Source organism: Sphingomonas pseudosanguinis, assembly GCF_014196255.1.
Classification (GTDB): domain Bacteria; phylum Pseudomonadota; class Alphaproteobacteria; order Sphingomonadales; family Sphingomonadaceae; genus Sphingomonas; species Sphingomonas pseudosanguinis.
The window spans coordinates 35878-57946 of the sequence record NZ_JACIDH010000006.1; the positions used below are offsets into that span (position 1 = coordinate 35878).

The 22069-nt window shown below is 67.4% G+C and carries 24 protein-coding genes; 15 read left to right on the forward strand and 9 right to left on the reverse strand.

Translation table 11 applies throughout. From position 1 onward, the window contains the following. Positions 1-221: 221 nt before the first annotated feature. Positions 222-1352, forward strand: a complete 1131-nt coding sequence (locus tag GGR48_RS08710; protein ID WP_183951531.1) for a glycosyltransferase — start codon at positions 222-224, stop codon at positions 1350-1352. Here the strand turns inward: GGR48_RS08710 and GGR48_RS08715 are convergent. From GGR48_RS08715 to pyrE, 5 genes are all read right to left on the reverse strand, one after another. Beyond that, the gene (locus GGR48_RS08715) at positions 1296-2366 is read right to left on the reverse strand and encodes an AI-2E family transporter (RefSeq protein WP_183951532.1); all 1071 of its coding nucleotides are present in this window, start codon (positions 2364-2366) and stop codon (positions 1296-1298) included. The two genes, GGR48_RS08710 and GGR48_RS08715, sit on opposite strands and share 57 nt — an antisense overlap. A gap of 5 nt (positions 2367-2371) precedes the next feature. Then, positions 2372-3340 (reverse strand): signal peptidase I, encoded by a 969-nt coding sequence (gene lepB / locus GGR48_RS08720; RefSeq protein WP_183951533.1) that lies wholly within the window; start codon positions 3338-3340, stop codon positions 2372-2374. Next, the gene (acpS, locus tag GGR48_RS08725) at positions 3337-3747 is read right to left on the reverse strand and encodes a holo-ACP synthase (protein ID WP_183951534.1); all 411 of its coding nucleotides are present in this window, start codon (positions 3745-3747) and stop codon (positions 3337-3339) included. Before acpS ends, lepB begins: the two co-directional genes overlap by 4 nt. Positions 3748-3880: 133 nt before the next feature. Beyond that, positions 3881-4609, reverse strand: a complete 729-nt coding sequence (locus tag GGR48_RS08730) for a pyridoxine 5'-phosphate synthase (RefSeq protein WP_183951535.1) — start codon at positions 4607-4609, stop codon at positions 3881-3883. Next, positions 4606-5190 (reverse strand): orotate phosphoribosyltransferase, encoded by a 585-nt coding sequence (pyrE, locus tag GGR48_RS08735; RefSeq protein ID WP_183951536.1) that lies wholly within the window; start codon positions 5188-5190, stop codon positions 4606-4608. The genes GGR48_RS08730 and pyrE overlap by 4 nt, the downstream gene beginning before the upstream one ends. Positions 5191-5430: 240 nt before the next feature. On the opposite strand from pyrE, the gene coxB reads away from it, so the two are divergent. The 13 genes from coxB (at position 5431) to GGR48_RS08795 (ending at position 18983) form a co-directional block, all read left to right on the forward strand. Beyond that, positions 5431-6615, forward strand: a complete 1185-nt coding sequence (gene coxB / locus GGR48_RS08740) for a cytochrome c oxidase subunit II (protein WP_425326505.1) — start codon at positions 5431-5433, stop codon at positions 6613-6615. Positions 6616-6618: 3 nt separating this feature from the next. Next, the gene (gene ctaD, locus GGR48_RS08745) at positions 6619-8292 is read left to right on the forward strand and encodes a cytochrome c oxidase subunit I (RefSeq protein WP_183951537.1); all 1674 of its coding nucleotides are present in this window, start codon (positions 6619-6621) and stop codon (positions 8290-8292) included. A 205-nt stretch (positions 8293-8497) separates the two neighbouring features. Next, on the forward strand, positions 8498-10222 hold the full coding sequence (locus GGR48_RS08750; protein WP_183951538.1) for a DUF1800 domain-containing protein: 1725 nt from the start codon (positions 8498-8500) through the stop codon (positions 10220-10222). A 5-nt stretch (positions 10223-10227) separates the two neighbouring features. Then, positions 10228-11625 (forward strand): DUF1501 domain-containing protein, encoded by a 1398-nt coding sequence (locus GGR48_RS08755; protein ID WP_240456074.1) that lies wholly within the window; start codon positions 10228-10230, stop codon positions 11623-11625. Positions 11626-11870: 245 nt separating this feature from the next. After that, on the forward strand, positions 11871-12935 hold the full coding sequence (locus GGR48_RS08760; protein WP_183951540.1) for an NAD(P)-dependent alcohol dehydrogenase: 1065 nt from the start codon (positions 11871-11873) through the stop codon (positions 12933-12935). A 234-nt stretch (positions 12936-13169) separates the two neighbouring features. Further along, on the forward strand, positions 13170-14069 hold the full coding sequence (locus tag GGR48_RS08765) for a heme o synthase (RefSeq protein WP_183951541.1): 900 nt from the start codon (positions 13170-13172) through the stop codon (positions 14067-14069). Further along, entirely contained in the window at positions 14066-14200 is a 135-nt protein-coding gene (locus GGR48_RS18315; RefSeq protein ID WP_007406524.1) for a hypothetical protein, read from the forward strand. The genes GGR48_RS08765 and GGR48_RS18315 overlap by 4 nt, the downstream gene beginning before the upstream one ends. Beyond that, positions 14200-14739 carry a cytochrome c oxidase assembly protein gene (locus tag GGR48_RS08770; protein ID WP_183951542.1) on the forward strand — a complete coding sequence of 180 codons (540 nt, stop codon included), beginning with the start codon at positions 14200-14202 and terminating at the stop codon, positions 14737-14739. The genes GGR48_RS18315 and GGR48_RS08770 overlap by 1 nt, the downstream gene beginning before the upstream one ends. Before the next feature lie 37 nt (positions 14740-14776). Beyond that, a complete protein-coding gene (locus GGR48_RS08775) occupies positions 14777-15688 on the forward strand; it encodes a cytochrome c oxidase subunit 3 (protein ID WP_183951543.1) in 912 nt (303 codons plus the stop codon). Beyond that, positions 15648-16085: a DUF983 domain-containing protein gene (locus GGR48_RS08780; protein WP_183951544.1), complete on the forward strand. Its 438-nt coding sequence runs from the start codon at positions 15648-15650 to the stop codon at positions 16083-16085. Before GGR48_RS08775 ends, GGR48_RS08780 begins: the two co-directional genes overlap by 41 nt. Next, the gene (locus tag GGR48_RS08785) at positions 16082-16702 is read left to right on the forward strand and encodes an SURF1 family cytochrome oxidase biogenesis protein (protein WP_183951545.1); all 621 of its coding nucleotides are present in this window, start codon (positions 16082-16084) and stop codon (positions 16700-16702) included. Before GGR48_RS08780 ends, GGR48_RS08785 begins: the two co-directional genes overlap by 4 nt. 13 nt (positions 16703-16715) lie before the next feature. Beyond that, a complete protein-coding gene (gene thrC / locus GGR48_RS08790) occupies positions 16716-18104 on the forward strand; it encodes a threonine synthase (RefSeq protein WP_183951546.1) in 1389 nt (462 codons plus the stop codon). Between the two features lie 9 nt (positions 18105-18113). Further along, positions 18114-18983 carry a class I SAM-dependent methyltransferase gene (locus GGR48_RS08795; RefSeq protein WP_183951547.1) on the forward strand — a complete coding sequence of 290 codons (870 nt, stop codon included), beginning with the start codon at positions 18114-18116 and terminating at the stop codon, positions 18981-18983. A gap of 211 nt (positions 18984-19194) precedes the next feature. Here the strand turns inward: GGR48_RS08795 and GGR48_RS08800 are convergent, their stop codons facing one another. From GGR48_RS08800 to GGR48_RS08815, 4 genes are read right to left on the reverse strand one after another with little or no spacing between them, the layout of a single operon-like run. Continuing rightward, positions 19195-19965: a methyltransferase gene (locus GGR48_RS08800; RefSeq protein ID WP_183951548.1), complete on the reverse strand. Its 771-nt coding sequence runs from the start codon at positions 19963-19965 to the stop codon at positions 19195-19197. A 3-nt stretch (positions 19966-19968) separates the two neighbouring features. After that, positions 19969-20607: a heme exporter protein CcmB gene (locus GGR48_RS08805; protein WP_183951549.1), complete on the reverse strand. Its 639-nt coding sequence runs from the start codon at positions 20605-20607 to the stop codon at positions 19969-19971. After that, the gene (gene ccmA, locus GGR48_RS08810; protein ID WP_183951550.1) at positions 20604-21194 is read right to left on the reverse strand and encodes a heme ABC exporter ATP-binding protein CcmA; all 591 of its coding nucleotides are present in this window, start codon (positions 21192-21194) and stop codon (positions 20604-20606) included. Before ccmA ends, GGR48_RS08805 begins: the two co-directional genes overlap by 4 nt. Beyond that, entirely contained in the window at positions 21191-21610 is a 420-nt protein-coding gene (locus GGR48_RS08815) for a metallopeptidase family protein (RefSeq protein WP_240456075.1), read from the reverse strand. The genes ccmA and GGR48_RS08815 overlap by 4 nt, the downstream gene beginning before the upstream one ends. On the opposite strand from GGR48_RS08815, the gene GGR48_RS08820 reads away from it, so the two are divergent. Continuing rightward, complete coding sequence (locus tag GGR48_RS08820) at positions 21520-21957, forward strand: 4a-hydroxytetrahydrobiopterin dehydratase (RefSeq protein WP_276208014.1); 438 nt, start codon at positions 21520-21522, stop codon at positions 21955-21957. The two genes, GGR48_RS08815 and GGR48_RS08820, sit on opposite strands and share 91 nt — an antisense overlap. Positions 21958-22069 lie beyond the last annotated feature (112 nt).

The following is a 22069-nucleotide window of genomic DNA, read 5'->3' on the forward strand; positions in this document are numbered from 1 at the left end:
CCGTTCATCTTGCACGTTATAGGCAATCCTCGGCGGCGAATGCCCGGGAGCGTTCGCAAACCTCAAACCAGCTTTCTCACACCTGAATATGTCGCCGCTGTGTCCGGCGATTGTGTCCTCGATAGGGCCGCGCCTGACATAATTGCGCGACAAGGTGCAATTAACCCCAGGATCAACCGCCTCTTTTCCCATCCCGCCCCCATCCGGACAAGGCCCAATCCATGCCAGCCGATCATATCCTGACCTATGCCCAGACCATGTCGGGCGGCGTGGAGGCGGCGCTCGGCCGGATGCTGGGCGGCTGGATCGAACGGGGGCGGCGGGTGACGCTGTTGCTGGGCCAGGACGGCGGCAGCTTTCGCGATGCGGTGCCGCGCGGGGTGGAGACGGTGACGCTGGGCCGCGATCATTATGCCGGGGTCGGCGCCGCGCTGCCGCTGCTGATCGACGCGGTCCGGCCCGACATCCTGTTCTGCCCCGGCAATCATTATACCAGCATGGCGGCCTATGCCCGGCTGCGGCTGGCGGAGCGCTGTCCGCCGATCGTCGCCAAGATGTCCAATGCCGTCGATCGCGGCGACCATTCCGCCTGGCTGGCCTGGGGCCAGCGGCAATGGCTGGCGCTGCATGGGCTGTTCCTCGACATGCTGGTCGCGATGACGCCGGCCACCGCGCGCGCGGCGCAGGCGGCGACGGGCATGTCGGTGGCGGTGATCCCCAATCCCCCGGCCGCGCTGCTCGGCGGCACGCTGGCCCAGGCTCTGGCGGGCGAGCGGCGTATCCTGGGCGTCGGACGGCTGGAGCCGCAGAAGCGCTGGGACCGGCTGATCGCCGCGATGGCGCATCTGCCCGAGAATGTCGGGCTGACCCTGCTCGGCGAAGGAAGCCTGCGCCCGGCTTTGACCGCGCAGATCGATACGCTGGGGCTAAGCCACCGGGTGGCGATGCCGGGTCACAGCGCGCACGCCCCGGCGGCGATGGCCGCCGCACATGTCCTGGCGCTCCCCTCAGACTATGAGGGCGTGCCGGGCGTCCTGCGCGAGGCGCTGGCGGTCGGGACGCCGGTGGTCGCCACCGATTCAAGCCCGGCGGTGGCGGAGATCGTCACCCATCCGGGTCTGGGCAGCGTCGTCGCGCGCGAGGATGGCGCGGCGCTGGTCGCCGCCTTGCGCCACTGGCTCGATCCCGCGACGCCGCGCCCCGCGCCGGTATCGCAGCCGGGGGCCGACTCGGCCGAACGCTATCTGGCGCTGTTCGATTCGGTCGTCGCCACGCGGCGACGCGAGACGGCACGGTCAGCCGCGCTCGGCCAGTCCCTCTTCCGCCGCCTGACGCTCCGACCGGCGCTGTAGCGCGGACTTGATCATCGCGGTCATCGGGTCGGCCAGCGCCAGCCCCATGATGCCGAACAGCGCGCTCGCCAGGATCTGGGTCGACAAAGTGAGCGCGGGCGGCAGGTCGACGGTGCGCTTGGCGACCATCGGCACCACGACATATCCATCGAAGGTCTGCACGACCAGATAGGTGCCGATCGCCCAGAAGCCCGCATCGGTGCCCGCCGAAAAGCCGACCGCGACCATCAATATGCCGGTGACGATCGCGCCGATATTGGGGATGAAGGCCAGGATGCCGGCGATGATGCCCAGCAGCAGCGCCATCGGCACACCGCCGATCATCAGCGCGATCCCGGTCAGCACGCCTTCGAACGCCATGCCCAGCAGACGCCCCGCCAGCAGCTTGCGCAGCGTGGTCATCACCCGTTCCTGGGTAATCGCGAACTCCGCACGGCCGGAGCGCGGCACCATCCATTGCAGCCCGCGCGCATAGCCATCGGGATTCATCGCCAGGAACAGCCCGATGATCAGGATCATGAACAGCGAGGTGACCGCCCCCACTGCCGTACCGACCCACGAGGTCAGCCGCCCGATCGACCCCAGCGACTGGCGCAGCAGCCCGTTGAGGTCGGACGGCCCCGGCATCAGCCCCTGCGACGCCAGCCAGCCGGTCGCGCGTCCCGCCTGGCCCTCCAGCGTCGAGCGCAGCTGCGTCACCTGCTGCGTGACCTCGACTCCGGTCAGATAGAAGGTGCCGAGCAGGAAGACCGTCACCGCGAGCACGACGATCAGCAATCGCCAGCCGCGCCCGATCGGCAGGACCCGGCCGAGCAGCCGCACGCCACCGTCGAGGAGCGTGGCGAAGACCAGCCCGCCGAAGATGACGAGGAGCGGCTGGACCAGCAGCACCGCGATCGCCATCGCGCCGGCCAGCCCCAGCCAGATCGCCGCGCGGGTCAGTTCACGCCGGGCGAAACCATCCTTCATTTCCAGGGGAGCGGGACGGTCCGTCAGCGGCGCGGGGTCGGTCATCGCGATCAGTTCACCGTGGTCGGATGCAGCGAGGTTCCCGCCCGGCCCGATCGCAGCGACCCCCACCAGGTCAGCGGGTTGAGCGTCGCGTCGCCATCCAGGCTGAAGGTCACGAACTCGGCACGGCCGCCGATATTCTCATAGGGCACCGGCCCGCCCAGCCCCAGCTCGGCCAGCGAGAAGCGGCTGTCGGCCGAGCGGTCGCGATTGTCGCCCATCAGGAAGACATGGTTGGCCGGAATGGTTATCGGCCCGTAATTGTCGCCCGGGCTCCAGCCCAGCTCGACTGTGTCGTAGCGGCGATTGTTGGGCAGCGTCTCGGTCACGATCGGCAGGTGGCAGACCCATTGCCCGCTGGCGTTGCGGACGCGCGCCTCCTCGCCATAATCCGACGCCTTGCACGGGCTGTTGGTGTCGACGGGTATGTCAACATAATGCACCGGGCCGCGCTGGACCGGCTTGCCGTTGAGGATCACGGTGCCGTCGCGCACCTCCAGCCGGTCGCCGGGCAGGCCGATCACCCGCTTGATATAGTCGTTATGCGTGCCCGGCGGGGTCACGATCACGACATCGCCGCGCGTCGGCAGCGATCCGAACAGACGGCCATGGACGAACGGCATCTGCCAGCTCCAGCTGTCCTCGGGCTGGCGTAGCACGACCGATTTGAAGATCGCGACCGGGTTGGGGATGGTCGGCGAGACGAACGACCAGCCATAGGCGAATTTCGACACGACCAGCCGGTCGCCGACGCGCAGGCCCGGCAGCATCGACTCGGACGGGATGTAGAAGGGCTTGGCGATAAAGCTGTGGAAGCCCAGCACGATCAGCAGCAGCCAGAACAGCCCCTTGACCTCGGCCCACCAGTCGGTGCCCTTCTTCTGGCTCGCGGGCGGCGGCGCGGCGTTCACCGGCTGATCGCCCCCCGGCTGGTTCACCGGCGAGCCTGGGTTCGTGTCCAACACCGCGTCCTTCATGCGGAAACTTCCGGTCGTGCCTCGATCACGACAAAGGCCTGCGCCCAGGGGTGATCGTCGGTCATGGTCAAGTGGATATGGGCGACGTGGCCCTCCGGCATCATCGCGTCAAGCCGTTCGCGCGCGCCGCCGGTCAAAGACAGGGTCGGTGCGCCACCGGGGAGGTTCACCACGCCGATGTCGCGCATGAACACGCCTTGCGAAAAGCCGGTCCCGACCGCCTTGGAAAAGGCCTCCTTGGCGGCGAAGCGCTTGGCGTAGGTGCCCGCGCGGGTGAAGGGACGCCTGGCGGCCTTGGCCTGTTCGATGTCGGTGAAACAGCGCGCCTCGAACCGGCCGCCATGCCGGTCCAGCGCGGCCTGGATACGCTCGATATTGCAGAGATCGGAGCCGAGACCGATGATCATAAAATCCTCCCCGGCACGGGGAGGGGGACCGTCGCGCAGCGATGGTGGAGGGGGTTCTCCACCACGCGAATCCTATGGGGCGCGCCCCCTCCACCAGCCTGCGGCTGGTCCCCCTCCCCGTGCCGGGGAGGATTCACCGCGCGAGGTCCATCGCGGCGCGCATCTTGCGCACCGTTTCGGGCAGGCCGACGAACACCGCGTCCGCGATCAGGAAGTGCCCGATGTTCAGCTCGCGCACCTGCGGAATCGCGACGATGGGCGCGACATTGTCATAGGTCAGGCCGTGGCCCGCATGCACCTCGATCCCGTTCTTCGCCGCCAGCGCCGCTGCGTCCGACAAGCGGCGCAGCTCCACGCTACGCGCCTCGCCGTCCAGCTCGGCATAACGGCCGGTGTGCAGCTCGACGACCGGCACGCCCAGGTGCAGCGCCGCTTCGATCTGGCGCGGATCGGGTTCGATGAACAGCGAGACGCGGATGCCCGCCTCGCCCAGCTTGGCCACCATGGGGCTGAGCCATTCGCGCTGCCCGGCGGCGTCGAGGCCGCCCTCGGTCGTCCGCTCCTCGCGCTTTTCGGGCACGATGCAGGCGGCGTGCGGACGATGCTTCAGCGCGATGGCAAGCATCTCCTCCGTCGCCGCCATCTCGAGGTTGAGCGGCACCGTCAGTTCCGCCGACAGGCGCGCGATGTCGTCGTCGGTGATGTGCCGCCGATCCTCGCGCAGATGCGCGGTGATGCCGTCCGCGCCCGCGTCCGCCGCGATCAGCGCCGCCTTGACCGGGTCGGGATAGCCCGCGCCGCGCGCGTTCCGCACCGTCGCGACATGGTCGATATTGACGCCCAGGCGCAAATGCTCGGTCATGCCGCCGCGCGGCTCCCCGGCTTGATCGCAGGGATCGCGGCCAGTTCAGGCGGCAGATCGTCGGGGCTGTAGCTCGGCACGTCAAGGCGGATCAGCGGGAAGAAGGGCACGCCCAGATCAGCCGTCCCGTTCGAACGATCGACCAGCGAGGCCGCCGCGATCGTCTCGCCCCCTTCGCGTGCGATGGCGGCGATCGCCTCGCGGCTGGACAGGCCGGTGGTGACCACGTCTTCCATCATCAGCACCTTCTGCCCCGGCTCCAGGCGGAAGCCGCGGCGCAGGTGGAAGGTTCCCTCGGGCCGCTCCAGGAACATGCCGGGCACGCCCAGCGCGCGCGCCATTTCATGGCCGACGATGACGCCGCCCATGGCGGGGGCGACGACCGCGCTGATCTGCGCCTTGATGTCCGCCGGGATCTTGGCGGCCACCGCCTCGCACAGCCGGGCCGCGCGCGCCGGCTCCATCAGGACGCGTGCGCATTGCAGATAGCGCGGGCTGCGCAGGCCGGACGACAGGATGAAATGCCCTTCGAGCAGCGCCTCGGCGGCACGGAACTCGGCGAGGACGTCTTCATCGGTCATGGGGCAACTCCGGCATCGGTCAGATGACCCGGCCTCATAGGATCGCGCCCCTGTTCGCGCAATCTGGCATGTGACGCTCAAGGGTTGAGGGGGCGCGGTCCCGTGCTATAGTCCACCTAACAAAAACGACATGACGCCCCGCATGAGGACCGTCGGACGACCGACGGACAGGCGAGGGAGATGGGAGACGAGAGCGGGATGAGCGAGGTCAAGCGCATGTCCGGACCCCGGAGGATGAGGATGCCCAAACGCATGAAGGCGATCGCGGTCGCCGCCGGGCTGGGATGCGCCGCGCTGTCGGGTGCCGCCTTCGCGACTCCGGCCGCGCCCCCTGCCCCGACCGCCACGCCCGCGCCGCAGGCCGCCGCCGAAGGGGCCGGCGTCTCCAACACCGCACCGACCAGCGCCGCCGCACCGGCGACCGCCGCGCCCACCAGCCCGCTGCTGGCGCAGGACGGCGCGCCCGCGATCACGATCGATCCCAATGTCGGCCTGCCGATCGACGGGCGCATCGGGCTTCAGCCGCAGGTGACGAAGAACGGCGAGTTCGCGCACTGGATGCACAATGGCGTCCTGTTGCCGGTCATCACCGCGATCTGCGTGCTCGTCCTGCTGCTGCTCGCCTGGGTCGTGTTCCGCTATCGCCGCGCCGCCAACCCGGTCGCGTCGAAGACCAGCCATAACACGCTGGTCGAGGTGCTGTGGACGCTCGGCCCGGTCGTCGTCCTGGTCCTGATCGCCATCCCGTCGATCGGCCTGCTCCAGGCGCAGTTCAAGCCCGCGCCCGCCGGTGCCGTCACGCTGAAGGCGATCGGCAACCAATGGTACTGGACCTATCAATATCCGGATCACGGCGGGATCGAGATCACCGCCAACATGCTGAAGGAAAAGGATCAGGTGGCCCCCGGTGAACGTGCGCGCACCGATGCCGACGGTCCGCGCCTGCTGGCGGTCGACAATCGCATCGTCCTGCCCGTCGGCGTGCCGATCCGCCTGATCACCACGTCGAACGACGTCATCCACAGCTGGGCGATCCCGGCCTTCTGGATGAAGCTGGACGCGGTGCCCGGCCGGTTGAACGAGACGAGCTTCACCATCGAGAAGCCGGGCCTGTATTTCGGGCAATGCTCCGAACTGTGCGGCGCACGCCACGCCTTCATGCCCATCGCGGTGCAGGCGGTGCCCCCGGCACAATTCGCCGCCTGGGTCGCGGCCAAGGGCGGCCAGATGCCGGGCACGAAGGCGCCCTCCTCCTCGGTGATCCCGCAACCGGGTGCCGAAGGTTCGGCCGTCGAGGCCGCGCAGGCCAATGCCGCCGAGGCGGTGACGGGGCCGGCCGACAATATGGCCACCCCCGCCCAGTCCCCCACTTCCGCGCAGGGCGCCACCGGCAATCCGGCCGGCCCCGGCAACGCTGGACAATAAGCCATGACCGACACCGCACTTCACCCCGGATCGGCTTTCGTCGGTCATGAGGATCACCACCACGCGCATCATGACGCCGATCACAAGCCCGGCTTCTTCGCGCGCTGGTTCCTGTCGACCAACCACAAGGACATCGGCACCCTCTATCTGATCTTCGCGATCGTCGCGGGCATCATCGGCGGCGCGATCTCCGGCCTGATGCGCGCCGAACTGCGCGAGCCCGGCATCCAGTATCTGGGCGTCTGGGCCGGCATGCTCCACGGCGGGGCACAGAGCCTCGACCAGTCGCTGCACCTGTGGAACGTGCTGATCACCGCGCACGGCCTGATCATGGTGTTCTTCATGGTCATGCCCGCGATGATCGGCGGGTTCGGCAACTGGTTCGTGCCGATCATGATCGGCGCGCCCGACATGGCGTTCCCGCGCATGAACAACGTGTCCTTCTGGCTGCTGATTCCGGCCTTCACCCTGCTGCTCGCCTCGCCCTTCTTCGGGTCGGGCGCGGGCGTGGGCTGGACCGCCTATGCCCCGCTATCGACCTTTGGCGAGCCTGGGCCATCGGTCGACATGGCGATCCTGTCGCTCCATCTGGCGGGCGCGTCGTCGATCCTGGGCGCGATCAACTTCATCACCACCATCTTCAACATGCGCGCGCCGGGCATGACCCTGCACAAGATGCCGCTGTTCGTCTGGTCGGTGTTGGTCACCGCCTTCCTGCTGCTGCTCTCGCTGCCGGTTCTGGCCGCCGCGATCACCATGTTGCTGACCGATCGCAATTTCGGCACGACCTTCTTCGACCCCGCCGGTGGCGGCGACCCGATCCTGTACCAGCATCTCTTCTGGTTCTTCGGCCATCCCGAAGTGTACATCATGATCCTGCCGGGCTTCGGCATCGTCAGCCAGATCATCGCGACCTTCAGCCGCAAGCCCGTCTTCGGCTATCTCGGCATGGCCTATGCCATGGTCGCGATCGGCGTGGTCGGCTTCGTCGTCTGGGCGCACCACATGTTCGCCACCGGCCTCTCCGTGAACACCAAGATGTACTTCACCGCCGCGACGATGATCATCGCGGTGCCGACCGGCATCAAGATCTTCTCGTGGATCGCGACCATGTGGGGCGGCTCGATGAGCTTCAAGACGCCGATGGTCTGGGCGATCGGCTTCATCTTCATGTTCACCGTCGGCGGCGTGACCGGCGTGGTGCTCGCGAACGGCGGCATCGACGACTATATGCACGACACCTATTATGTCGTGGCCCACTTCCACTATGTGCTGTCGCTGGGTGCGGTGTTCGCGCTGTTCGCCGGCTTCTATTACTGGTTCCCGAAGATGTCGGGCAAGATGTACAGCGAGTTTCTCGGCCAGCTGCACTTCTGGGTGTTCTTCGTCGGTGTGAACCTGCTGTTCTTCCCGATGCACTTCCTGGGCCTGCAGGGCATGCCGCGTCGCTATCCCGACTATCCGGACGCCTATGCGACCTGGAACGCGGTCGCCACCCATGGCTATGAGATCATGGCCGCCGGCATGGTGATCTTCTTCGTCAACCTGGTCTGGTCGCTGGTCGCGGGCAAGCCGGCGGGTGACAATCCCTGGGGCGATGGTGCGACGACGCTGGAATGGACGCTGTCCAGCCCGCCGCCCTATCACCAGTTCGAGACGCTGCCGCGCATCCACTGATCCTTTCGCGGCAAGGTCGGATAAGGGCTTCGGGGCATCGTCCCCGAAGCCTTTTTTGTTACGCTATCATAACGATACGACCGCATCGGCCCAAATGATGCTTCGTTGCGACGAGCCGAGGAACCATTTCATCCTTCGTTAGCCAAACAGCCCGCATTTTGGCGGCGGCCCGCACAGATTGCGGCCGCAGCGAAACGGACATGCGATGACGGGGTGGGACGATCACATCGCGGAGCCGCTCTTGACGGCGCCCGGCGATACCGACGGACAGAGGATCGACAAGGCCAGCAAGGGCCTGGCCATGGGCGGCGCGGCCTTGCCGCTGCTGGCGCTCGCGGCCTGTGGCGGCGGAGGCGGCGGCGGGACGTCGACCGCGACTCCGGCGGGCAGCAGCACCCCCTCGACCCCCGTCGTGGTCGTCACCCCGCCGCCGACCGCGACCGAGGCCAGCCGCTTCCTGGCACAGGCGACGATGGGCGCGACGCGGGGGCTGATCGATGCGGTCGTCTCGCGCGGCTATGACGGCTGGCTGACCGACCAGTTCGGCATGGCGCGCGCCACCAGCCACTATGACTGGCTGGTCGCCAACGACTATGTCAAAGAGAGCGACCGCTTCATGGTGAACGGCTATGACGCCACGCTGTGGCGGCAGATGATCGTCGAGCCGGATCAGCTGCGCCAGCGCGTCGGCATGGCGTTGTTCGACATCTTCGTCGTCAGCATCGACGGCGTCACCCGCTCGTGGCGCGCCATCTCGACCGGCTCCTATGTCGACATCCTGCTCGACAACGCGTTCGGCAATTATCGCGAGCTGATGGGCGCGGTGACGACCAGCTTCGCGATGGCCAGCTATCTGACCTATTTCGAGAATCGCAAGGCGAACCCGACCACCGGCACCCAGCCCGACGAGAATTACGCGCGCGAGCTGATGCAGCTGTTCACCATCGGGCTGTACCAGTTGAACATGGACGGTTCGCTGAAGATGAACGGCGGCCAGCCGATCGAGACCTATGGCCAGGCCGATGTCTCAGGGTTGGCGCGGGTCTTTACCGGCCTGATCCAGCCCAATGCCGAGGATCTGCCGCCGCGCTATCGCCAGCCGCTGGTCGTCAATGCTGGCATGAACGAGACCGGCGCATCGAGCTTTCTGGGCACCACCGTCAGCGGCGGCGGCATGGCGGCGATCAACAGTGCGCTCGACACCATCTTCGCGCATCCCAATGTGCCGCCCTTCGTCTCGAAGCAGTTGATCCAGCGGCTGGTCACCAGCAACCCCTCCCCCGCCTATATCAACCGCGTCGCGTCCAAATTCGCCGATAATGGCCAGGGCGTGCGCGGCGACATGAAGGCGGTGATCCGCGCCATCCTGCTCGACAGCGAGGCGCGTACCCTCCCGGCCAGCGGCGCGGTGGGCAAGCTGCGCGAACCGGTGATCCGCTTCACCAACTGGGCGCGGGCCTTCGGCGCCACCTCGCCCTCCAACGCCTGGGCGATCGGCGACACCAACGCCGCCACCCGGCTCAGCCAGACCAAGGGCCGCAGCCCGTCGGTCTTCAACTTCTACCGCCCCGGCTACACGCCGACCGGCACCAGCCTGGCGAGCAGCGGCCTGGTCGCGCCCGAGTTCCAGATCACCAACGAGCAGACGGTGATCGGCTATGTGAACTTCATGTACGGCGTGATCGCCAACGGCATCGGCGATGTGAAGGCGGACTATACCAACATCCTGACGCTCGCCGCCGACTCCAAGGCGCTGGTGGACGAGATCAACCTGGTGCTCGCCGCCGGACAATTGTCGAGCGCGACGCAAGCGGCGATCCGCAATGCGGTCGACAGCGTGTCGGCGACCGCGACCGGCGGCCCGATCAACCGGGTCGGCATCGCCATCCTGCTGACCATGGCCTCCCCCGATTATCTGAACCTGCGGTGATGAGCATGATCCACGATCAATCCCCCCATGACCAGTCCCGGCGCGCCTTCCTCAAGCGCAGCGCGCTGCTCGGCCTGGCCGGCACCGCCACCCCCTTCGTCTCCAGCCTGGCCGCGATCGGCGAGGCGGCCGCCGCCACCGCGTCCGATTACAAGGCGCTGGTGTGCGTGTTCCTCTATGGCGGCAATGATTACGCCAACACGCTGGTCCCCTATGACGAGACCAGCTTCGCCGCCTATCGCACCGCCCGCCCCAATATCGCCTATCAGCGCGACGCGCTGGCGGGCAGCGTCCTGAACCCGGCGGTCGCGCTGCCCGGCGGCCGCGCCTATGCGCTGTCGCCCGCCATGCCCGAACTGCGCCAGCTGTTCGATGCGGGCAAGATGGCGGTGGCGCTGAACGTCGGCACTTTGGTCGAGCCGACCACCAAGACCCAGTTCACCAATCGCACCGTCAAGCTGCCGCCCAAGCTGTTCAGCCATAACGATCAGCAGAGCTTCTTCCAGGCGTCCAACCCCGAAGGCGCGACCAGCGGCTGGGGCGGGCGGATCGGCGACGTGTTCCAGAACGGCAACGGCACCGCCGCGCTGACCTGCATCAATACCAGTGGCAACGCCATCTATCTGAGCGGGCGGACCGCGATCCAATATGCGGTGGGCACCGGCGGCCCGGTCGCGCTGCTCAACAACAGCAAGACGCTTTACGGCTCCTCCTCGGCGCTCGACGCGCTGCGCGGGGTCATGACCGCCGAGTCGAGCTATGCGATGGCGACCGAACATGCCCGCATCACCAAGCGCGCCTTCGACGTCCAGGCCCAGCTCAGCAGCGCGCTGGCCGGCGCGCCCAGCGGCAATTTCCCGCTCTTCCCGTCGAACAACAACCTCGCCGACCAGCTGAAGATGGTCGCGCGGATGATCTCGGTCAGCCAGACCCTGGGGCTGAAACGTCAGGTCTTCTTCGTGTCGATGGGCGGGTTCGATCTGCACGACAATCTGGTCGCGCAGCACCCCATCCTCTTGGCCAAGGTGTCGGCGGCGATGAAGGCTTTTTACGACACTTCCGCCGCGATGGGCGTCGCCAACCAGGTGACCAGCTTCACCGCCTCCGACTTCGGCCGGACGCTCCAGTCCAATGACGGCGGCGCCGATCATGGCTGGGGCGGCATGCACTTCGTCGTCGGCGGCGCGGTGCGCGGGCAGCGCTTCTATGGCAAGGCGCCGATCGTCGGCGTCAACACCAGCGACGATGTCGGCAGCGGCCGATTGCTGCCCAGCATGTCGGTCGACCAATATGCCGCGACGCTCGCCAGCTGGTTCGGGATCGATTCGGGGGGCCTGCGGACCGTGCTGCCCAATATCGGCAATTACGATGCCTCGACCTGGAATCAGGGGTTCATGGGATAATTGTCCCGAGCCCGTCGGGTGGGCGGGCGAAGCCGATCGACCGGCGGATTGAGTATCCGCTGCGGCTTCGCGCCCTCCCGCCACTATTGACCAAGTAACGATACAACATTGCACAGACCGTCAATTTGCCGATCATCGCCGATCGGAAAAACTTTGGTTTGCCAATGGCTGGCATGGAAAGCCGGGGAACCCATATGGGCGCCGCGATCGTTGGGTCGCGTCACCGTTTTCCTACAGGAGCTTCCATGCCCACTCCCGCCAAGGGTTATGCCGCCCAGTCGGCCGAAACCCCGCTCGCGCCCTTCTCGTTCGAGCGTCGCGACCCGCAAGGTGACGATGTCGCGATCGACATCCTGTATTGCGGCGTCTGCCATTCCGACCTGCATACCGCGCGCAGCGAATGGGAGGGCACGCTCTACCCTTGCGTCCCGGGCCACGAGATCGTCGGCCGCGTGACCGCGGTCGGTGGCGACGTCACCAAGTACAAGGTCGGCGATCTGGTCGGCGTCGGCTGCATGGTCGACAGCTGCGGCCGCTGCCCGTCCTGCCATGACGGCGAAGAGCAATATTGCGAGACGACCGGCTTCGTCGGCACCTATAACGGCCCCGACCCCGTCATGGGCGGCCACACCTTTGGCGGCTATTCGGACCATATCGTCGTCAAGGAAGGCTTCGTCCTGAAGATCAACCATGACGAAGCCGATCTCGCCGCCGTCGCGCCGCTGCTCTGCGCCGGGATCACCACCTATTCGCCGCTGCACCATTGGAAGGTCGGGCCCGGCCAGAAGGTCGGCATCGTGGGTCTGGGCGGCCTGGGCCATATGGGCGTGAAGATCGCCGCCGCGATGGGCGCCGAGGTCTATGTCTTCTCGACCTCGCCGGGCAAGACCGAGGATGCCAAGCGGCTGGGTGCCAAGGGCCTGATCGTGTCGAAGGACGAAGCGCAGATGGCCGAACACGCCAACAGCTTCGACTTCATCCTGAACACGGTCGCCGCCCCGCACAATCTCGACGCGTTCCTGGGTATGCTCAAGCGCGACGGGACGATGACGCTGGTCGGCGTGCCCGACTCGCCGCACCCCTCGCCCTCGGTCGCCAACCTCGTCTTCCGCCGCCGTTCGCTGGCCGGCTCGCTGATCGGCGGCATCGCCGAGACGCAGGAGATGCTCGACTTCTGCCACAGCCACGGCCTGACGGCGGACATCGAGATGATCGCGATGGACGAGGTCAACACCGCCTATGACCGGATGCAGAAGAGCGATGTGAAGTATCGCTTCGTCATCGACATGGCGACGTTGAAGCAGGACTGAGGCGAGAAAAGCCAAGTCTGGTTCAGGCCCCTCCCTCGATGCTTGGCACGCCCCTCCCGCAAGCGGGAGGGGATGGGGGAGGGCAGAGCCACGAGCGACAGGCTCGGTGAGACTCCAGGCCCTCCCCCCTCCCCCTCCCGCCTGCGGGAGGGGGTGCGCTAGGGGCTGGCGTTGGCTAGATACCAACCGCTTCGATTGCCCCCCTCCTCGCCACGCCCTATATGCGGGACGCCCATGTCCAGCATTCCCTCCTCCGTCTTCGTTCCCGCCGACTGGCGCGATTTCCTGGCGCTCACCAAGCCGCGCGTGATGACGCTGGTGGTGTTCACCGGCCTGTGCGGCATGCTGGCGGCGCCGGTCGGAATCGATCCGGTGATCGGCTTCACCGCCATTATGTGCATCGCGCTGGGTGCGGGCGCGGCGGGGGCACTCAACCAATGGTATGAGGCGGATCTGGACGCGCTGATGAAGCGCACCGCCAAGCGGCCTTTGCCCGCCGGGCGGATGAGCCGCGAATCGGCGCTGCATTTCGGGGTGGGGCTGGCCTGTTTCTCGGTGCTGCTGATGGGACTGGCGGTCAATTATGTCGCCGCCGGCATCCTGACCGTCTCCATCCTCTTCTATGTGCTGGTCTACACCGTCTGGCTGAAGCGTCGAACGCCGCAGAATATCGTCATCGGCGGCGCGGCGGGGGCGTTTCCGCCGCTGATCGGCTGGGCGGCGGCGACCGGCGAGATCGCGCTGCTGCCCTTCCTGCTGTTCAGCCTGGTCTTCCTGTGGACGCCGCCGCATTTCTGGGCGCTCGCGCTGTTCGTGAAGACCGATTACGCCAATGCGGGCGTGCCGATGCTGCCCGTGGTCGCGGGTGAGCGGGTGACGCGGGTGCAGATTGGGCTTTACACCATTCCGATGGCGATCGCCGCCGTCGCACCCTGGCCGCTGGGGCTGACGGGCGCGATCTATGGCGTGATCGCGACCGTCGGCACCGCGCTGTTCGCGCTCTACGCCGCCATCGTCGCCTTTCGTCATACCGTACCCGACGACACGATGAAGCCCGAGAAGCGGTTGTTCAAATACTCGATTCTCTATCTTTTCCTTCTCTTTGGCGCGCTGGTGGTGGATCGTTGGGCATGACGCCTGACGATTCGAATCGGATTCGCGCCAAGCAGCGCGCCCGCGCCACGGTGATGGCCCTGCTGCTCGGCTTTCTGGTGGTGCTGATCTTCTTCATCACCCTATCCAAAATCCGGTCGGGGATGCACTGATGCGCCTGACCCGCCAGGCCCGAACGGTGGTGTTCGCGCTGTTCGGTGTGGTCTTCATGACCGGCCTCGCCTGGGCCAGCGTGCCGCTCTACCGCATGTTCTGCCAGGTGACGGGCTATCAGGGCACGACGCAGCGGGGCAGCGAGGCGCCGGGCAGCGTCCATCGTCAGATCCGCGTCGATTTCGACGCCAATGTCGCCTCGCGGCTCGCCTGGACCTTCAAGCCCGAAAATCCGCACGAAACCGTCGATATCGGCGCGCGCGACATGGTGTTCTTCACCGCGACCAACAACGCCAAGGTGCCGGTGACGGGCACCGCGACCTTCAACGTCACCCCCGATCAGGCCGGCCGCTACTTCACGAAAATCCAGTGTTTCTGCTTCACCCAGCAGACGCTGCAGCCCGGCGAGACGGTGCGGATGCCGGTGATCTTCTTCGTCGACCCCAAGATCCTGAACGACCCCGACGCGCGCGACATCGAGACGATCACCCTGTCCTACACATTTTACCCGGTGGATTCGGGGAAGAAAGCGGGTTAGCCTGCCCCCAAAATAGCAAAATCATAGGGACGGGATCATGGCTGGCGCGAAGAACCACGACTATCACATCCTGCCGCCGAGCCCCTGGCCGCTGGCCAGTTCGATGTCGGCGCTGCTGATGGCCTCGGGCGCGATCATGTGGATGCACAGCGTGCAGGGCGGCGGCTGGGCCTTCCTGGCGGGTCTGGCGGCGGTGCTGTTCTGCATGGGCAGCTGGTGGGCCGACGTGGTGCGCGAGGCGCATAATGGCGACCATACCCCGGTCGTCCAGCTTCACTTCCGCTATGGCATGATCCTGTTCATCGCCTCCGAAGTCATGTTCTTCGTCGGCTGGTTCTGGGCTTTTTTCGATTTCGCGCTGTTCCCGACCGCGATGAGCTTCGTCGACGGACAGGTCGAGCGCGCCGCCGAAGGCACCGCCGCCATCGCCGCGACCTGGCCGCCCAAGGGGCTGGAGGTGATCGACGCCTTCAAGCTGCCGCTGCTCAACACGCTGATCCTGCTGACCAGCGGCACCACCGTCACCTGGGCGCACCATGCGCTGATCCACAACCAGCGTGGCGGCGAGAAGAAGGGGCTGTGGGGTGCGTTGGGCGTCGGCGACCGCGACGGCGTGCTGAAGGGGCTGTGGCTGACCGTGATCCTGGGCCTGATCTTCAGCGCGATCCAGGCATACGAATACATGCACGCGCCCTTCCCCTTCAAGGGCATCAACTATGGCGCGGCCTTCTTCATGGCGACCGGCTTCCATGGTTTCCACGTCATCGTCGGCACCATCTTTCTGATCGTCTGCCTGATCCGCGCCTATCGCGGTGACTTCACGCCGCGCCAGCATTTCGGGTTCGAGGCGGCGGCCTGGTACTGGCATTTTGTCGACGTGGTGTGGCTGTTCCTGTTCGTCACCATCTATGTCTGGGGTGGCTGGGGCGCGCCGGTTCATAGTGGCTGATACCCCTCCGACCCTATCGCAGGCTGCGTTTCAGGGGCTGTGTCCGCGTTGCGGCCAGCCCCATTTGTTTGCCGGGCCGGTCTTCTCGACGCAGGTGGTGACCTTCGCCGAGCGTTGCGCGGCCTGCGGGCTGGACTTCACCCGCTTCAATGTCGGGGACGGACCGGCGGCGTTCCTGACCCTGATCCTGGGTACGATCATCACCATCGCGGCGATCCTGGTCGAACTGACGCTGCGGCCGCCACTCTGGCTGCACATGCTGATCTGGCTGCCGCTGACCGCGATCGGCGTGGTCTATAGCTTGCGCATCGCCAAGGGCGCGCTGATGGCCGCCGAATATCGCAACGAGGCGCGCGAGGGCGCGGTCGTCGAGCCCGCGCGGGACGAGGAGGCATGAGGCGCCTGCCCGTCCTCCCCACGCTGATCGTCGGTCTGGCGGTCGCCGCGATGATCGCGCTGGGCCTGTGGCAGCTGCTCGATCGCCTGCCGCAGAAGCAGGCCTATCTCGCCCAACTGGCAGCCAACCCGACGCGCGCACCGATCCCCTTTCCCCTCTTCCCCGACGAAAGCCTGCTCTTCCGCCGCACAGTCGGTGACTGCCCGCCGCCGGTGACCATCCGCCGCGCAGGCGCCGGCGCGGCCGGGTTCCGGCTGATCGCCACCTGCTCGGTGCCGCGCGGATCGATGCAGGTGCAGCTCGGCACGACGCACGACCCGCGCGCCGAAACCGGGTGGGCGGGCGGGCGGGTCAGCGGCTATATCACCCATGCCCCGGACAGCCGCTCGCTGATCCAGTCGGCCTTCGACCATCGGCCGCAAGCCATGATGCTGGTCGCCGACACCCCCGCCGCGGGGCTGGAGCCGAACCCCAGCCCCGCGATCGACGCGGTGCCCAACAACCACCTCGCCTATGCGGTCCAATGGTTCCTGTTCGCCGGCATCGCCGCAATTATCTATGCTTTGGCGGTCGTTCGGCGCAATCGAATGGTTGTGACAAGCGCCGCACCCCGTTAAGCCGCACCGCATCATGCGCTATATCAGTACCCGTGGCTCCGCCCCCGTCCTCGATTTCCGGGGTGCGACCCTGGCCGGTCTCGCCAGCGATGGCGGGCTCTATGTCCCCGAGACATGGCCCAGCCTGACGCCCGAGGACATCGAAGGACTGGCCGGCCTGTCCTATGCGCAGACCGCTGCGCGGATCATGGCGACCTTCGTCGGCGACAGCCTGAGCGCGGAGGAACTGCAAGGCCTGTGCGACGCCGCCTATGGCCGTTTCTCGCATGCCGCCGTCACGCCGCTGGTCCAGCTCGATCACGACCAATGGCTGCTGGAGCTGTTCCACGGCCCGACGCTGGCGTTCAAGGACGTCGCGCTCCAGATGCTGGGCCTGCTGTTCGAGCGGTTCCTGCGTGGCACCGATACCCGCCTGACCATCGTCGGCGCGACCAGCGGCGACACCGGCTCGGCGGCGATCGACGCGGTGGCGGGGCGCGCCAATATCGACATCTTCATGCTGCACCCGGCCGGCCGCGTCACCGACATCCAGCGCCGCCAGATGACGACGGTGCTCGCCCCCAATGTCCACAACATCGCGATCGAGGGCAATTTCGACGACGCGCAAGCGCTGGTGAAGGCGATGTTCAACGACCGCGCCTTTGCCGATCGGCACACGCTGTCGGCGGTCAACTCGATCAACTGGGCGCGGTTGATGGCGCAGGTCGTCTATTATTTCTACGCCGCCGTCCGGCTGGGCGCGCCGGGCCAGCGTATCGCCTTCTCGGTGCCGACGGGCAATTTCGGCGACGTCTTCGCCGGATACGTCGCGGCGCGTATGGGCCTGCCCATCGAGCGGCTGATCGTCGCGACCAACGTCAACGACATCCTCCACCGCGCGCTGTCCTCGGGCGATTATTCCAAGGGACAGGTGCAGGCGACCGCGACGCCGTCGATGGACATCCAGGTCAGCTCGAACTTCGAACGCCTGCTGTTCGACGCGAACGGCCGCGACGGCGCGGCGCTGGCGGCGCAGATGAAGGGGTTCGAGGGGACGGGCGCGATGCGGCTGACCAATGCACAGAGCCAGGCCATCGCGCCGCTCTTCGCCAGCGCGCGCGTCGATGCCGACGATATGAGCCGTGCGATGCGCTGGGCGGCGGACCATACCGGCCAGATCCTCGATCCGCACACCGCCATCGCCCTGTCCGCCGCGCGCGCGGCGGAAACCGACGTGCCGGTGGTGACGCTGGCCACCGCACACCCGGCCAAGTTCACCGATGCGGTCGAGCGTGCGACCGGCGTCCGGCCGCCTTTGCCCCGCCGCGTCGGCGACCTGTTCGAGCGTGAGGAGCGGTTCGAGACGCTGCCCGCCACATTCGACGCGGTTACGGCCTATATCGACGGGCGTTCTTTGCGCTAACGGGGGCGCATGACACTCGAAACGATGATTGGCGAGCCCTGGGCGGATTACGGGCTGGTGGACTCGGGCCATGGCCGCAAGCTGGAACGCTATGGCCGGTTCCGCTTCATCCGCCCCGAGCCGCAGGCGATGTGGGCACCCGCCACCGCCGACTGGCGTGCGGCCGCCGAGTTCGTCCCCGGCTCGGACGAGGATGGCGGCGGCCGCTGGAATTTCAACGAGCCGGTGCCGCGCGACGGCTGGCCGCTGAAGTGGAACGAGGTCCGCTTCACCGCGCAGAACACGCCGTTCCGCCATCTGGGCTTCTTCCCCGACATGGCGCCGGTGTGGAGCTGGATGCGCGAGCAGGTGGCCGACCTGGAATCGCCCGAGTGCATGAACCTGTTCGGCTATACCGGCGTCGGCACGCTGGCGATGGCGAGCGCGGGGGCCAAGATGGTCCATGTCGATGCGTCCAAGAAATCGGTCGAGGCGGCGCGCGGTAACGCGATGCTGTCGGGGCTGGGCGATGCGCCGGTGCGCTGGATCATCGACGACGCGGCCAAATTCGTGGCGCGCGAGGGGCGACGCGGGCGGCGTTATGACGGCATCCTGCTCGATCCGCCGAAATACGGACGTGGACCGGAGGGCGAGGTCTGGCGGCTGGAAGAGGATCTGCCCGGCCTGATCGCCGATTGCCGCAAGCTGCTCGACGCAAATTCGCGCTTCCTGTTCCTGACCGTCTATGCCGTGCGCATGTCGGCGCTGGCGATCGGCGAGATGCTGCGCCAGGTGATGGGCGACCTGCCGGGCAAGGTGGAATGCGGCGAACTCGGCGTGCGCGAGGAAGCGCGCGGGCTGATCCTGCCCACCGCCATCTGGGCGCGGTGGAGCCGGTAAGCAAAAACCTCCGTTCAGCCTGAGCGAAGTCGAAGGCCACGCCAGATCATAGCGGCGGGGCGTGCGCTTCGACTTCGCTCAGCACGAACGGGATTTCGGGTTAGAGAAGGATGACATGAGGTGGCTTCGTCATTGCGAGCGTAGCGAAGCAATCCAGTGTCCAGGCAAGACGCTCTGGATTGCTTCGCTACGCTCGCAATGACGGCTTGGGTCAAACTGACGTTATCCCGCTCCAGGAGGCAGTCACCTCGATCAACGCGACCTCATAGGTCGCCACCGCCCCGCCAGCCTCGAACGCCCGCGCGATCCGCCGCATCGCGCCGGGCGGGATCGGCCGATGCCCCGCACGCGGTGTTCCCGCCCCGATCGCCCGCAGCGCGCGCACGAAGTCCGCCGCCGACCCATGCCGCTGCTCGAACGTTTGTGTGGTGACGTGCCACCCCGTTTCCGCCAGAGCCGCGACGGCCGGATAAGACGGACTCCCCGCGGCGAACCCCTCGGCCCGGTGCGCGTCATGCCAGTCGGCGAAGGTCCCTTCGACCAGCGTCGTCACCAGCATCCGCCCCCCCGGTGCCAGATGCGCCGCCAGCCGCCGCAAGCCCGCCGCCAGATCACCGAACCACTGCACCGCCAGACTGCTGACGATCAGGTCGAACGCCGCCTCGCCCGCCAGATCGGGATGCTCGCCATCCAAGACGCGGCCCCGCGCTCCCGGCATCCGCGCCTGCCCGCGCGCCAGCATCTCGGGCGCGATATCGGTCATTAACCAATCGGGCCGATCGAGCCGGGGCCATGCCGCCTGGGTCAGGAAGCCGGTGCCGCACCCGACCTCCAGCACGCGCGGGGCGGTGGGCGCGACCGCGACGATCCGCTCGGCCAGCCACGCCGCCACCTGCCGCTGGACCACCGCATGCGCGTCATAGGTCGCCGCCGCGTCAAAGGCCTGCGCGATCCGCGCCCGCGATGGAATCTGCGCGGCCATGTCTCAGTCCCGGACCGACCGGATCGCCGCCGCCGCCAGCCAGGGCGCGCCGGTCACCAGCAACAGCGACAGCGCGGCGAGCAGCTTGGCCCCGCCCATGCCGTCATCGCCCGCCCCGAAGATCAGCAGCGGCAGCGCCAGCGGCAACAGCAATAGCCCTGCCACCGCGCCCGCCCCGCGCAGCCCCGCCGTCAGCGCGCCGGTCGCCACCGCCAGCGCCGCCAGCCCCGGCGTGCCCAGCAGCAGCCCCAGCTCGACCCGCAGCACCGCCGCACCGTCCAGCCCGAACAGCCCGCTCGCGACCAGCGCCGCCAGCATCAGCGGTGGCGCAAAGGCCAGCCAATGCGCGACGATCCGCAGCAGCATCACCAGCGGCAGCGACAATCCGCGCACCGCCACCTGATCGAACCAGCCCGACTCGCAATCGGGCGCGACCAGCCGATCGACCGGCAACAGCGCCGCCAGCAACGCCGCCACCCAGATCGCCCCCGCCCCGATCCGCGCCAGCATCATCCGGTCGGGCCCGATCGCGAAGGGGAACAGAATGACCGCCAGCAGGAAGAAGCCGCAGACCAGCCCCGCGCCGCCGCCAGCATAGCCGCGCCGCACATCGCGCGCGATCAGCGTCCAGGCCGCGCTCATGCCGGCACCCGTTCATCAAGCGCCAGGGTACGCGCGCCCGGCACCGACAGCGGCTGATGCGTGGTCAGCACCACCGCACCGCCGCCCGCCCGGTGGCGGGCGATGACCTGCTCCAGCATCGCGAGCCCCGCGCTGTCCAGGCCGTTCCCCGGCTCATCCAGCAACCACAGCGGCACCTGCGACGCGAGCACCCGCGCCAGCGCGGCGCGGCGGCGCTGCCCGGTAGACAACAGGCGAACCGGAATTCCGGCGATGGGCGACAGGCCAACGGTCTCGATCGCCGCCGCCACCCGCTCGCGCGCGGCCCCGCCGCGATCGAGCCGCGCCCAGAAGGTCAGCACATCCGCGAGCGTCCGTTCGGCATCCAGCGCCAGGTCGTCGGTCATCAACGCCACCGGCGCGGATCGCACCACGATACCGTCGAACGGGGCAAGCAGGCCGGCGGCGACGCGCAGCAGGCTGGATTTGCCGATGCCGTTGGGGCCGGTGACGATCATCGCCTCACCGGGCGCGAGGTCGAGCGATACGCCGGCGAACAACAGCCGCCCGCCGCGCGCGCAGGCGACCCGGGTCAGGGACAGGATCACGCCGACGGGCCGTCCACCGCGTCTTCCAGCGCGTGCATATCCTCGTCGGACAGGCCGAAATGGTGGCCGATCTCATGGATCATCACATGCGCGACCAGATCGTCGAGCCGCACCCCCGTCTCGATCCATTCCTCCAGGATCGCGCGGCGATAGAGATGGATACGATCGGGCAGGCCGCCGGAATCCATGCTGCTTTTCTCGCCCACCGGCCGGCCGTGATACAGGCCGGTCAGGTCGAGCGGATGCTCGATGCCCAGCGCCGCCAGCGTCTCGTCATCGGCATAGTCCTCGACGATCAGCACCACATCGCCCAGATGCGCGGCGAATGCCGCCGGCAGCCGCGCCATCGCCGCCCGCGCGATTCCCTCGATCGCTTCGATTCCCGGTGCCTCACCGATCGCGACTTGCCCGCTCATGCGCGCCGTCATACCGCTGGGGCCGACCAAAGAACAAGACAAGCAAGGGGACGCAGATGGTGGAGCGGCTGAGCGAGCTGGATCGGGACGAGGCGCTGGACGATCTGCCCGACTGGGATTGGGACGAAGGCCGCGATGCGATCAGCCGCCGGTTCGTCTTCGCCGATTTCAGCGAGGCGTTCGGATTCATGACCCGCGTCGCGCTGCTGGCGGAAAAGGCCGACCATCATCCCGAATGGTCCAATGTCTGGAACCGGGTCGACATCGTCCTGACCACCCACGACGCTGGCGGCCTGTCGGCACGCGACATCGCCATGGCCGAGGCGATCGACGCTTTGGTGGAGTGACACCCAATTCCTCCCCAAGCCATGCTTGGGGAGGGGGACCATTGCGGCAGCGATGGTGGAGGGGCCGGGGCCGTGCCGTCGCCGATCGCAGCAAGCATTGAGGCAATGCCCC

Coding starts and splice junctions, on each gene's coding strand:
- GGR48_RS08730 (WP_183951535.1), bottom strand. CDS start 4,609: ATGACCGAGCATTTGCGCCTGGGCGTCAATATCGACCATGTCGCGACG.
- GGR48_RS08760 (WP_183951540.1), top strand. CDS start 11,871: ATGCCCACTCCCGCCAAGGGTTATGCCGCCCAGTCGGCCGAAACCCCG.
- GGR48_RS08805 (WP_183951549.1), bottom strand. CDS start 20,607: ATGAGCGCGGCCTGGACGCTGATCGCGCGCGATGTGCGGCGCGGCTAT.
- ctaD (WP_183951537.1), top strand. CDS start 6,619: ATGACCGACACCGCACTTCACCCCGGATCGGCTTTCGTCGGTCATGAG.
- GGR48_RS08750 (WP_183951538.1), top strand. CDS start 8,498: ATGACGGGGTGGGACGATCACATCGCGGAGCCGCTCTTGACGGCGCCC.
- GGR48_RS08785 (WP_183951545.1), top strand. CDS start 16,082: ATGAGGCGCCTGCCCGTCCTCCCCACGCTGATCGTCGGTCTGGCGGTC.
- GGR48_RS08710 (WP_183951531.1), top strand. CDS start 222: ATGCCAGCCGATCATATCCTGACCTATGCCCAGACCATGTCGGGCGGC.
- GGR48_RS08815 (WP_240456075.1), bottom strand. CDS start 21,610: ATGAGCGGGCAAGTCGCGATCGGTGAGGCACCGGGAATCGAAGCGATC.
- GGR48_RS18315 (WP_007406524.1), top strand. CDS start 14,066: ATGACGCCTGACGATTCGAATCGGATTCGCGCCAAGCAGCGCGCCCGC.
- GGR48_RS08755 (WP_240456074.1), top strand. CDS start 10,228: ATGATCCACGATCAATCCCCCCATGACCAGTCCCGGCGCGCCTTCCTC.
- GGR48_RS08715 (WP_183951532.1), bottom strand. CDS start 2,366: ATGACCGACCCCGCGCCGCTGACGGACCGTCCCGCTCCCCTGGAAATG.
- GGR48_RS08770 (WP_183951542.1), top strand. CDS start 14,200: ATGCGCCTGACCCGCCAGGCCCGAACGGTGGTGTTCGCGCTGTTCGGT.
- lepB (WP_183951533.1), bottom strand. CDS start 3,340: ATGAAGGACGCGGTGTTGGACACGAACCCAGGCTCGCCGGTGAACCAG.
- GGR48_RS08820 (WP_276208014.1), top strand. CDS start 21,520: ATGCCGCCGGCAGCCGCGCCATCGCCGCCCGCGCGATTCCCTCGATCG.
- GGR48_RS08775 (WP_183951543.1), top strand. CDS start 14,777: ATGGCTGGCGCGAAGAACCACGACTATCACATCCTGCCGCCGAGCCCC.
- GGR48_RS08795 (WP_183951547.1), top strand. CDS start 18,114: ATGACACTCGAAACGATGATTGGCGAGCCCTGGGCGGATTACGGGCTG.
- coxB (WP_425326505.1), top strand. CDS start 5,431: ATGCCCAAACGCATGAAGGCGATCGCGGTCGCCGCCGGGCTGGGATGC.
- thrC (WP_183951546.1), top strand. CDS start 16,716: ATGCGCTATATCAGTACCCGTGGCTCCGCCCCCGTCCTCGATTTCCGG.
- GGR48_RS08765 (WP_183951541.1), top strand. CDS start 13,170: ATGTCCAGCATTCCCTCCTCCGTCTTCGTTCCCGCCGACTGGCGCGAT.
- GGR48_RS08780 (WP_183951544.1), top strand. CDS start 15,648: ATGTCTGGGGTGGCTGGGGCGCGCCGGTTCATAGTGGCTGATACCCCT.
- pyrE (WP_183951536.1), bottom strand. CDS start 5,190: ATGACCGATGAAGACGTCCTCGCCGAGTTCCGTGCCGCCGAGGCGCTG.
- GGR48_RS08800 (WP_183951548.1), bottom strand. CDS start 19,965: ATGGCCGCGCAGATTCCATCGCGGGCGCGGATCGCGCAGGCCTTTGAC.
- acpS (WP_183951534.1), bottom strand. CDS start 3,747: ATGATCATCGGTCTCGGCTCCGATCTCTGCAATATCGAGCGTATCCAG.